Annotated in this window: 11 protein-coding genes; 1 reads left to right on the top strand and 10 read right to left on the bottom strand. The window is 35.8% G+C overall.

The window, feature by feature from the left end:
• Window positions 1–39 precede the first annotated feature (39 nt).
• The 5 genes from RNZ46_RS13070 to RNZ46_RS13050 all read right to left on the bottom strand — a co-directional run bounded on the left by RNZ46_RS13070 (window position 40) and on the right by RNZ46_RS13050 (window position 5,323).
• Window positions 40–1,398 (bottom strand): pyridoxal-phosphate dependent enzyme, encoded by a 1,359-nt coding sequence (locus RNZ46_RS13070; RefSeq protein WP_316982611.1) that lies wholly within the window; start codon window positions 1,396–1,398, stop codon window positions 40–42.
• A 277-nt stretch (window positions 1,399–1,675) separates the two neighbouring features.
• Window positions 1,676–2,911: an ABC transporter permease gene (locus RNZ46_RS13065; RefSeq protein ID WP_316982610.1), complete on the bottom strand. Its 1,236-nt coding sequence runs from the start codon at window positions 2,909–2,911 to the stop codon at window positions 1,676–1,678.
• Between the two features lie 161 nt (window positions 2,912–3,072).
• Window positions 3,073–3,900, bottom strand: coding sequence for a glycerophosphodiester phosphodiesterase family protein (locus RNZ46_RS13060; RefSeq protein WP_316982609.1), 828 nt, complete (start codon window positions 3,898–3,900; stop codon window positions 3,073–3,075).
• Window positions 3,901–3,943: 43 nt separating this feature from the next.
• Window positions 3,944–4,780 carry a sterol desaturase family protein gene (locus tag RNZ46_RS13055; RefSeq protein ID WP_316982608.1) on the bottom strand — a complete coding sequence of 279 codons (837 nt, stop codon included), beginning with the start codon at window positions 4,778–4,780 and terminating at the stop codon, window positions 3,944–3,946.
• A gap of 42 nt (window positions 4,781–4,822) precedes the next feature.
• Window positions 4,823–5,323 carry a YkgJ family cysteine cluster protein gene (locus tag RNZ46_RS13050; RefSeq protein WP_316982607.1) on the bottom strand — a complete coding sequence of 167 codons (501 nt, stop codon included), beginning with the start codon at window positions 5,321–5,323 and terminating at the stop codon, window positions 4,823–4,825.
• Window positions 5,324–5,390: 67 nt separating this feature from the next.
• On the opposite strand from RNZ46_RS13050, the gene RNZ46_RS13045 reads away from it, so the two are divergent.
• Window positions 5,391–6,092, top strand: coding sequence for a class I SAM-dependent methyltransferase (locus tag RNZ46_RS13045; RefSeq protein WP_316982606.1), 702 nt, complete (start codon window positions 5,391–5,393; stop codon window positions 6,090–6,092).
• Between the two features lie 113 nt (window positions 6,093–6,205).
• Here RNZ46_RS13045 and RNZ46_RS13040 read toward each other — a convergent pair whose 3' ends face one another.
• The 5 genes from RNZ46_RS13040 to RNZ46_RS13020 all read right to left on the bottom strand — a co-directional run bounded on the left by RNZ46_RS13040 (window position 6,206) and on the right by RNZ46_RS13020 (window position 11,427).
• Window positions 6,206–6,700 carry a hypothetical protein gene (locus RNZ46_RS13040; RefSeq protein WP_316982605.1) on the bottom strand — a complete coding sequence of 165 codons (495 nt, stop codon included), beginning with the start codon at window positions 6,698–6,700 and terminating at the stop codon, window positions 6,206–6,208.
• Between the two features lie 65 nt (window positions 6,701–6,765).
• Window positions 6,766–8,379: an amidohydrolase gene (locus tag RNZ46_RS13035; RefSeq protein WP_316982604.1), complete on the bottom strand. Its 1,614-nt coding sequence runs from the start codon at window positions 8,377–8,379 to the stop codon at window positions 6,766–6,768.
• A 71-nt stretch (window positions 8,380–8,450) separates the two neighbouring features.
• Entirely contained in the window at window positions 8,451–9,032 is a 582-nt protein-coding gene (locus RNZ46_RS13030; protein ID WP_316982603.1) for a DUF1287 domain-containing protein, read from the bottom strand.
• Between the two features lie 52 nt (window positions 9,033–9,084).
• Entirely contained in the window at window positions 9,085–9,600 is a 516-nt protein-coding gene (locus RNZ46_RS13025; RefSeq protein ID WP_316982602.1) for a hypothetical protein, read from the bottom strand.
• A gap of 99 nt (window positions 9,601–9,699) precedes the next feature.
• Window positions 9,700–11,427, bottom strand: a complete 1,728-nt coding sequence (locus RNZ46_RS13020) for a TonB-dependent receptor (protein WP_316982601.1) — start codon at window positions 11,425–11,427, stop codon at window positions 9,700–9,702.
• Between the last annotated feature and the right edge of the window lie 47 nt (window positions 11,428–11,474).

Below are 11,474 nucleotides of genomic sequence, written 5' to 3'. Positions count from 1 at the left end.
AATGAGTAAAATAAACCAATTAAACAAAACACTTAATAATTACAATGCACTTATAATATCATACTTTGTAATAATTTGATGCGTGCCATTATCAAGTTTTACCAAAACCGCATTATTATCTCTATTGAATAGTTTAGAAATAGCTTCGATGGCCGTCGATTTGCCAACTACCGGAAATGGTTTGTGCATGACATCTTTTATGGGTAAATCTGAGATATCCTTATTTTCAATATACATGCGGAGTAAATCGGCTTCGTCGATGGCGCCTACAAATCCTGTAGAATCTTCAACGGGTATTTGGGATATTTTATACTTTTTCATGCGCTCGATGGCGTGCGATACCAATTCTTCAGTTTTAACGGTTACCAAATCTTGGGCTTCGGTATTTTTTACAAGATCTTCGGCTGTGGTAATTTTGTCTTCAATAAATCCGCGTTCGCGCATCCACTCGTCGTTAAACATTTTACCAACGTAGCGGCTTCCGTGATCGTGAAACAGAACTACAACCACATCGTCTTTTGTAAAATGTTCTTTTAATTGAAGCACGCCTTTTATGGCAGAGCCTGCCGAATTTCCTAAAAACATACCTTCTACTTTGGCCAGTTTTTGGGTGTAAATCGCGGCATCTTTATCGGTTACTTTGGTAAAACCGTCAATAAGGCTAAAATCTACATTTTCCGGTAAAATATCCTCTCCAATGCCCTCGGTAATGTACGGGTAAATCTCATTCTCGTCGAACTCTCCGGTTTCGTGATATTTTTTAAACACCGAGCCGTAAGTATCCACACCCCAAACTTTAATATTCGGGTTTTGTTCTTTTAAATATTTACCAACGCCCGAAATGGTGCCGCCCGTACCAACGCCAACCACAAAATGGGTGACTTTACCATTGGTTTGCTCCCAAATTTCCGGCCCCGTGCTCTCGTAATGCGCAGCGGCGTTACTGGGGTTGTCGTATTGGTTAACGTACCATGAATTTGGAGTTTCTTCGCTCAACCGTTTTGAAACGGAATAATAGCTTCGTGGATCGGTGGGCTCAACATTTGTGGGGCACACCACCACTTTGGCGCCAACCGCCCGTAAAATATCCATTTTTTCTTTAGACTGTTTATCGCTAATAACAAAAACACACTTGTAACCTTTTACAATGGCCGCCAAGGCTAATCCCATGCCGGTGTTGCCCGATGTGCCTTCAATAATAGTGCCTCCGGGTTTTAAGCGTCCGTCGGCTTCGGCATCTTCAATCATTTTTAAAGCCATTCTATCTTTTGTTGAATTGCCCGGATTAAAGGTTTCGTATTTTGAAAGCACCAAACATGGCAAGTCTTTGGTTAAGGTGTTTATTTTTACCAAGGGTGTGTTGCCAATGGTTTCCAATATGTTTTTAGCGTATTTCATTTCTGTTTTTATGTTTTTTAACGTGCCATGTGTTCGCCCTTGAAAAATTCAACTGTATTTTTGAATCTTAAATTCGGCTCAATTCTCAATGTGATTTTGTTATGCAAATTTAAGGTTTTGCTACGACTATTTTTATAAGTTAATGTTAATACTAAATTTTAATATTTGTTCTGCTTTGCGTTAGGGATTGATGCGGCATCCTTTTTTGAGGCACGAAAAAAAGATATAGCGGAAAGCCCGACTTTTTGTTTTTCTCAAAAAGTAACGCCCAAATTACTTATTCGAAACGCATGGCTTTTACGGGCGATATTTTTGTGATGATGTACGAGGGCACCAAAAGCATGAGTAAACACAGGACGAGCGTGCCGATGTTTAGGGCGACAATATAGCTTAAACTGATGTAAACCGGGGCTTCGGTAACGTAATATATGCTTGGGTCGAGGGGCAATAGTTTAAAGTATTTTTGTGCAAATAATACGGCCAAACCTATGATGTTTCCCCACAATAAACCCAATAAAATAAGATAGGAGGCATTGTAAATAAACAGTTTGCGAATGCTGAAATTGTTGCTGCCCAAGGCTTTTAAAACGCCAATCATTTGGGTGCGTTCGAGTATTAAAACGAGTAGCGCGGTAATCATGTTAATGCCCGCTACGAGTATCATAATACCGATGATACCGTATATATTTTTATCGAAGATTTTAATCCATTCTAAAATGGAATAGTATTTATCGGCTATGGTTTGTGTGTTTAAGGTTGAGGGCGTGTTTTTATAAATTTCGATGCCTTTTTTTTGAAGCTCGCTGTAATCATTTATAAAAACTTCGAAACTGCCAATTTGATCGTCTTTCCATTTATTGATGCGTTGTAAATGCCTAATATCGCCGATTACATAGGTGGCATCGAAATCTTGAAAGCCCGAGTTATAAATACCAACAATGGTGTATGTGATAATGTTTGGGAGTTTGTTGGGGTCGTCTTTTTTAAATATCATTTGGAACTTATCGCCCAATTTAAACTGCAATCGGTTTGCTAAATATTGCGATATTAAAACCTCTTCGTTGCGTTTTTCGCTATAATCCGGTAACCTGCCTTCTATTAAAAATTCTTTAAAATAGCTCCATTTGTAATCGGCTCCAACGCCTTTTAATACGGCGCCCTCAAAATCGGTTTCAGTTCGTATTACTCCAAACTTTGTAGCTACGGCCTGAATGTGACTGATCCCTTCAACCGATTTAAATTCGGGATAAAATTCTTGGTTTTTGGATATCGGGAAAACACTTTCTTGCGAATTGTTGCTGTCGTAATTGGTAATATTTATATGTCCATTGAACGCCACCACTTTATCACGGATTTTTTGTTGCAAGCCAATACCGGTTGCAATGGCAATCATCATAACTATGATGCCTATGGCTATAGCTGCAATACCAATTTTTATAATGGGTGCCGATATGCTGCTTTTATAGGCTTTACTACCAATAATGCGTTTTGCTATAAAAAACTCGTAATTCAATTTATATGATGGCTTTAAATTCGTTCAAAAATACTGTTTTATTCCCGATAATTATCACGATTGTTTTAATCATGATTTGTTGTAATCATAAGACATGAGAAAATAGAATCCTACAGCATCGTTATGTTTATCTTATGAAATTACTTAACTGAAAAGATGATTTAATTTTTAAGCACATCTATCAAAATATCAGGGTAGTCTGTAATGATGCCATCAACCTTAAAATCAATCATTTGTCGCATATCTGTTTTGCTATTTACGGTCCACGGGATTACTTTAAAATTTTCGGCTTGTAAATTTCTAACGGTTTTAGCATTTAAAAGTTTGTAATACGGACTTATAATTTCAGGCCAATAAGACATTACATTCATTTTGTTCCAAATATCCTCATTTTCATCCACTAAAAGTGCTACTTCCATTTTTGGCGATTGCTTTTTTATTTCTTCTAAAATACTTAAATCGAAACTTTGCAAATTGGTTTCATTAAACGCATCATTTTTATTGATAACATCTAAAACCAAACGCACAAAATCTTTTGGATTAGGCGTAAAAACGGCGTTATAATCTGGTTGATATTTTATTTCGATATTGAATTTAATATTAGGATTTAATTTTTTAGACGCTATAATAACCTCGCTTAAAGCTGGTTTATGGGTTTTTATTTTTTGCTGATTTGGGAATCTTGGATGGTGTTTTGTACCGCAATCAAACTGCTTAATACTATCGAAAGTCATTTGATACAAATTGTACTTTTTCTCGTCGGATTTAGGTATCTCGGAACCATTCGCATCTAAACAAATAACGGGATTCATATAAGGCTCATGCGACACAACCACTATATTATCTTTTGAAATTGCAACATCCAATTCTAATGTTTGCACGCCTAATTCGATGGCTTTCTTAAAAGCTTCCATGGTATTTTCGGGCATTAAACCACGGCAACCGCGATGCCCTTGAATATCTATATTTTTAGATTCGTTACAATTCATAAAAAAGCTACAAAAGAAAACAATTAATACAATTCTCAATTTTTTAATCATCAAATTTAGCGGTTGGTTTTCTGTATTTCTGAAAGGGTTGCTTCAACAAATCCTTAATATTGCTATTTTCTTTTTCATCGGGAAACACATCAACACCGTACACAATCTTATCGGTATCCAATTCCATATATGTACCCAATAATCTGTCCCAAACCGAAAAGATATTGCCGTAATTAGAATCGGTGTACGGCATTTTATAGTGATGGTGCACCTTGTGCATATCCGGGGAAACAAGCACATAACTAATAAATTTATCCACCTTTTTTGGCAACTTGATATTGGAGTGGGAAAACTGTGTGGCAACAATGGATAGGGACTGATACAGCATAACAATACCAATGGGCGCACCAATTATGATAACACCAATTAAAGTGAAAAGATAACGAATAACGCTCTCGATGGGATGATGCCTGTTGGCTGTAGTGGCGTCGACTTTATGGTCAGAATGATGTACCAAATGGACCATCCACAATGGCGGCACTTTATGCTCGATTAAATGTGGCAAATACGCCCCGAAAAAATCCATTAACAGTATGCCTATAAAAATATAGAGCCCCAGAGCCATATCAGGCAACCAGTTTAAAATGCCAAAATTATTGGCGAAAACCCAATCGGATGCCATTAATAAAAGGAAAGCCAAAGGTAAATTAACGAGTATGGTGGTTATGGTAAAAAAGATGTTGGGAACGGCGTGTTTCCATTTTTTATAGTTGAAATTGAATAAGGGTAAAGCACCTTCCAAAAACCAGAAAAATGTTAATCCACCAACAATTATGAGTCCGCGATGTAGTGGCGGAATGGTTTCGAAATATTGTAAAAGGGTTTCCAATAGAAAAAAATTTAGATATTAAATATAGTGAAAAGTTGGAAGCTAAATCTTAACCCTTTTTTTCATTTCCTCTACAATATTAAAAGCCGCCGGACACATCGCCACATTTTTTAAGGTGAGATTAGAAATTTGCTGAAACTTTTTTCTGTCGGTATGCGGAAACTCTCTGCATGCCTTTGGACGCACTTCGTAAATAGAGCAATAATTATCGGCGCCTAAAAAGGTACACGGCACCGTTTGCAACACATAATCGTTGTCCTCATCAATGCGCAAATACTGCGCAATAAATTGTTGTGGTTTTTGTTTAAAATGTTTCGAAATTCTATTAATATCTTTATCGGTAAACAATGGGCCCGTGGTTTTACAGCAGTTGGCACAGGTTAAGCAATCTGTTTTTTCAAACTCGGTATCGTGCAATTCCTGCATCACATAATCTAAATTTTTAGGTGGTTTCTTTTTTAGCTTTGCGAAGAATTTTTTGTTTTCGTTATGCTTATCTTTGGCGAGCTTTGGGAGACTTTCTATTTTAGGTTCAAGATTCAATATTCAATGTTTTTGATTGAAGCAAAATTACGAAAACTACCCAACTCAGAATTTTAAATCTTGAACATTGAATTTTAAAGACCTTTTCGGCAACGCTTTATTAGATTACCACAACGGAAACTACTCCGAAGATATTATAACTTCAACTAGTATTTCTGATGACAATGTATTGCCACTACCCTATTTATTCCGCGGTTTTAAGGACATGCCAACGTTGGAACAAAAAGCACTTAAATTAGCAAAAGGTTACGTTTTAGATGTGGGTTGTGGCGCAGGCAACCATAGTTTGTATTTACAACAAGAAGGTTTAAAAGTAAAAGCTATCGATATTTCAAAAGGCGCTATAAAGGTGGCAACACAACGTGGTGTTTTGGATGCCGAAGTCAAAAATATTATAGATGAAATTGGGACATTTGATACCATTTTGTTGTTGATGAATGGTACCGGGATTTTTCAAGAATTGGCACAGGTTTCGAAATATCTAACACATTTAAAACGTCTTTTAAAACCTAAGGGACAAATTTTAATCGATTCGTCGGATATTAAATATATGTACGAAGACGACGATGGTGGATTTTGGCAAGATATTAATGCGAGCTATTATGGCGAAATCGATTATTTTTTGAGCTATAAAGGCGAGAAAGAACGCCCCATGAAATGGTTGTATTTAGATTTTAATACTTTATTAACCGCTTGCACTTCTGTTGGATTAAATTGTGAATTGATTTTTGAAGGTGAGCATTTTGATTATTTGGCGCGGTTGAGTTGAGACTGTCATTCCTGTCTTTCGACTACGCCCAAGATAAACTATGGCAGGAATCTGATAAATTGAAACTTAATTACTTTAAAGTGGATTCCTGCTTTCGCAGGAATGACAAATACTTAAATTTTAGTCTTTTTTTTTCTGTAGCCTTCCAATCTAACTAACTCCTTCATTAAATCGGTTGTAGTATAATCCAAAATTAAATCTCCAAAACTGTCAAACCATACCTTACCCTTTTCTTTTCCCTTTTCACCTTTTAAAACATTATTGGCTAGTTCTTTTTCATCATTCCTTATTAAAGCCCAAAATGCATAAACTCTAATGTTTGGAAAATCACTTGTAGACATTAAAATCAAATCTTCAATTTTCGATTTTCGAATAATCTTCAAAAACACTTTATGAATTTTATTATCTACATATTTTTTGTTTTTATAAACTATATTCTGAGTCCAATTGTCCACTACCATATAGTTTATTTCATCATTAAAAGTAAAAGACTCAGTTGAATAATCATATAATTTGTCAATCAGTTTCTCAACTTTTTTACTCGAATATTCTTGTGCAACAATTGAAGCCGAAAATATCATAAATGTTATTATGAAGATTTTTTTCATAACAATAGAACCAATTTAAATATCGTTTTATAAAATTAGATTCGGATTCTTTCTAGAATAAAAAATCACATTTTCTCCCCGTCAATAAAAGTACCAATCACTTTAATATTTGGAATTTCAGATGCTTCAACTTCCATTATATTGTTGTCGAGGATAATAAAATCGGCAAACTTTCCAGCTTCAATACTTCCTTTTTCAGCTTCTTCAAAATTCGAATATGCTGCCCAAATAGTCATGCCTTTTAAGGCTTCTTCCCTACTCAATCCATTTTCAATTTGATAGCCATTTTCTGGATAACCTTTTAAATCTTGTCGTGCCACCGCTGCGTAAAAGGTGTAAAACGGACTCACATGCTCGACGGGAAAATCGGTTCCCAATGCAATTTTTCCATATTTATTTAGCAAATCTTTATATGCATAGGCACCTTTGATACGCTCATTACCTAATCTGTCTTCCGCCCAATACATATCGCTAGTGGCGTGTGTTGGCTGTACCGACGGAATAATATCATCAAACAAATTAAAATCCTCGGGCGAAATAACCTGCGCATGTTCTATGCGCCAACGCCTGTTCTTTTTGCCTTTTAACACATCTTTATAAACGTTTAATACGGCATGATTTGCAGAATCGCCAATGGCATGGGTGTTCATTTGATATTCTGAATTCGCTATGGCTTTCGCCGAAACTTTAAAGGTTTCTAAATCGGTAACTGCTAGCCCTAAATGTCCGGGCTTGTCGCTATACGGTTTTCGCAATAAGGCGCCTCTGGAACCCAATGCGCCATCGGCATAAAATTTAAACGACCGTACATTAAGTTTTTCGGTTTTAATGATGCCTTTGTTTAAATAATAATCTAGGTTTTTCTTTGAGGCCGAAACCATGGCATAAACACGCATATTTAAATCGCCTGCTTGTTGTAAACTGTCAATAACCTCAATAGCTTCAATTGTCAAACCAGCGTCATCAACGGTGGTTAATCCGTTATCAAAACATATTTTTTGGGCTTCTATCAAAGCATTTGCCATGTCTTCGCGTGTTGGTTTTGGCCAATAATTAAGCACTAAACTTTCAGCATTATCAACTAAAACACCCGTTAACTCACCGTTTTCAATAACCACTTCGCCTCCATCAATTTTACTGTGTACGGTTACGTTTCCTAAATTTAAAGCGGCTTGATTACACAGTATCGCATGCCCGTCAATTCGAGTTAAATAGATTGGGGTATCTGGAAACAAGGCATCCAATTGTTTTTTACTCGGAAAGACCTTTTCATCCCAATCATTCTGGTCCCATCCGCGACCTTTAATAAACTTTAAGTTATGCTCTTTTTGAAAGTCTACAACACGCTGTACAACTTCATCAAAACTTGTTGTGCCCACTAAATTGACGGCTTGCTGATTAAAGCCCAAACCTAAAAAATGACAATGCGCATCGATAAACCCCGGAACTATAGTTTTTCCTTCGGCATCCATTGTTTTTGAAGCTATGTATTTTGAAATTATAGCTTCGGTATTTCCAACATCAACAAATTTTCCGTTTTTTACCGCGAAAGCTGTGGCTGTTTCAAAAGCATTGTTTACGGTGTAAACCTTGGCGTTAGTAACAATTAAATCTACCTGATGCTTTGTGGAACAACTTGCTAAAATTAAAACGAACAAAAGAAGGATTGGTTTTTGCATGATTTGTATTTTTTATAAAAATAAAAAAAGCGTTCTTAACCGAACGCTAATGTGTACTAAAATGCTTTATTCTAATTTAGAAACCGATAATGCCCTATGATTTTAAAACTAAAAAGGCAATCTTCCAAAACTTGTCCACTACCAATATTATGAACGATTAAATGGCGTTTCCCATCGTTCGATTTTTTATTAACCACAATACCAATGTGCGATGCAGCATCTTTTAAATCCCAACACACCACATCTCCAGGTTTATAATCGCTGGGGTTATTGGTGATGGGTTTTTCAGCACCTTGGCGTTTAAAATAGGTCATTAAATTGGGTACGCGCCGGTGATCTATATTTTTGTCGGTAGATTTTAAGCCCCATATTTTGGGGTACGCATTGAAGTTAGCCTTCATATCTTCGTGAACTTCCTTTTGTAAATCGACGCCTAACTTTCGGTAAGCTCTAATTATGACATCGGTACACACGCCTTTATCATTGGGCACATCGCCATTGGGATAATCGATTGAAAAGTAACTGGGATCGTAGGTTACTTTGTGATGTGTTAATTCCAAAGCAGCTTCAGACAAGCTTATTATTTGTGATTTACTTTGTGAAATGCAAATGATAAAAGATAGAAATAGTATGAAGGAGAATAGGTTTTTCATTATAATTTGGAATGCTACACTTTTTTGAAAATAATAAGGAATCTCATCTCAATTAATCGTCTAAATAAGAATTTAACGGTTTTAGATATTTATCAAATCCAATATTTTTGCAGAAATTATAAATTTCTTTTCTTGTTATTTTGCTAAACCCTTTTGCAGGATATGAATAGTCATCTGAAATTTTTATCCACTTTAACTCAGTTGCTGGAATTTTCTCTGAAGAAATAAGATAATTGCATTCTAAACAAATATTTATTGAGCCTATAATTTTATTGTTTTTATAATAAACAACAGCAAAATGTGGGTCAAAACAAGAAAATGTAGAATTGCCATAACTTTCTTTAGAAGTTAAAACCTGTTCTAAATTATTAACCTGTTTCTTGGACAACTCTAATGTTTTATTAATTTTATCTTTTTTTTCTTTAAGACATCTTTCTATTAATAACTCCCCGTTCCCTTGAAATTCGTAGGCAACAACTTTATCAAAATTAAGTTTATCAAAAGGATTTGTTTGACTAAAAACTGAGCTTACAAATAGAAATAATATTAATTTTGTTAAGTATTTCATTTATGAAAAATTAAAATTGATTCCAGTTTCATTGGAATGAAGACATGCTGACATCCTGAAACAATCCCGATAGTTATCGGGACAAGATGACACTTCGTATCAAAAATCAAACTTAAACGTAGCACCAGCCAAAAACTGAATGCTTTGCACCGGAAAATTTTGCCAACGCTGATAGGCTTTATTATTAATATTATTGGCTTTAGCAAACACCGAAATCTTGTCGTTAATATGATAGCCCAAATGGGCATTGGCATCAAAATAACTTTTAATAACCATGGTAAACGGCGTCGTTACCGTTACGCCATCGTTTAGGTAAAATTGGTCTTTGCGCTCGCCGGTATAAAATAAGTTGGAGCCTGCAAACCAATGTTCGTTTATTTGATAATCTAAAAACAACGTGCCTTTAATATCTGGTAAATTCCAAGCTTCGGCTTCGTTATTTGTAGTGTATTTAAAATATTCAGCTTTTATTCCGAGTTTGAAATTGCGGTTAACATCCACATTAATCTCTCCGGCAACACCAAAAGTATCCACGTCATCATACACCATTCCAAAGGAATTTCCGTAAGCATAATCTTGATTTGTAAGTGTTATTTCATTATTTCTAAAGAGCGCTTTATTTCTGTCTGCTAAATAACGTCCGCTAATATTATAACTCATGTTGCTTGATAATTTCCCTTTTAACCCAATGTATGCGTTGTATTGCTGATCGGTGGGCATAACCATTAAAGTGGGCGACACAAACGGATTTTCAGTAGCAAAATCGTAATATGAATTTTGAATCAATTCCCCTTGAATACCGCCATAAGCAATCAACACATCGTTAACCAATCTGTAGGTTGCGGTAATATTTGGGTACAAATAAAAGTTGTTTTCCTTAGATTCCGAATCTCTTAAAAAGGCCACCGAAACGCCCAAATTCAACGTTAAATCGTCTTCTTTTAATTGATATGTTGGAGACGCTCCTATTTGAAAATTACCGTGTTTTAACTCGTTGTTCGAACTGTAACTTCTATCAAAAGTACCGTTTATGTAATCGAATTTAAAATCGGTTGAAATTTCCTCACCATTAATGGGGATATCAATTTTCGTTTTTGCAATAAATCGGTTTTCTCCCGAACCCTGATTATCTCCAAAGCGTCTGAAAAAGAAACTTCCGGAATTAATATAGGTATCTTCGAAAGTGATATCGCCACCAAAATGTGCGCTATAGAACGAATGGTCTACATCAATATTATTGGCTTGGGCTTGCGCTAATTGAGATTGCGGCACACCATACCAATTGTACATTTGCTGTTGAAAACCACCTTCAACATGCCAAGCTAAATCGCGTAATCGGCTGGAATAGTTTGCATTGATTTTAGTGGTTGAAAAATTATCATCGAAAGCCAAACCATCAATGCCGCCTTGCGATGAATGATGACTCACATAACCGCCCACACTCTCGGTTCTGCTAATGGCGTGATTTAAATACACTTCGCCTAAAATAGTGGTATACGTGCCAACGCCCAAAGTGGCATAGTTATCGAATAATTTTACTGGTTTTGCCTTTTCTACAACCGCAGCTTTCCCTTTTGCCGGCGTGAATGTTGATGCCACCGGAAACGAAAAAATATTGTATTTAATTTCCTTTATGGTCGCCGTTTCTTCGTCATCTAACGACGGAATCTCTTTTACTTTAAAAGCATCAGAAATTGAGGGTGTATAAGGTTTTACTACATCAATAACACCGGTTGTGATGGTGTCGTTTTTTCTGTTTTGTGAAAAAACAGTGGTTACACATAATGTTACAATAGCTAATAAAAAATATGATGTGTGCTTTCGCATAAGTGTTTATTTTTAATTTATTTATGCCGATTTACTCGCCACGAATT

This window comes from Hwangdonia lutea (assembly GCF_032814565.1).
Lineage (GTDB): Bacteria > Bacteroidota > Bacteroidia > Flavobacteriales > Flavobacteriaceae > Hwangdonia > Hwangdonia lutea.
The sequence above is the reverse complement of the archived record's forward strand: the minus strand, read 5'-3'. Positions and strand labels throughout refer to the sequence as shown.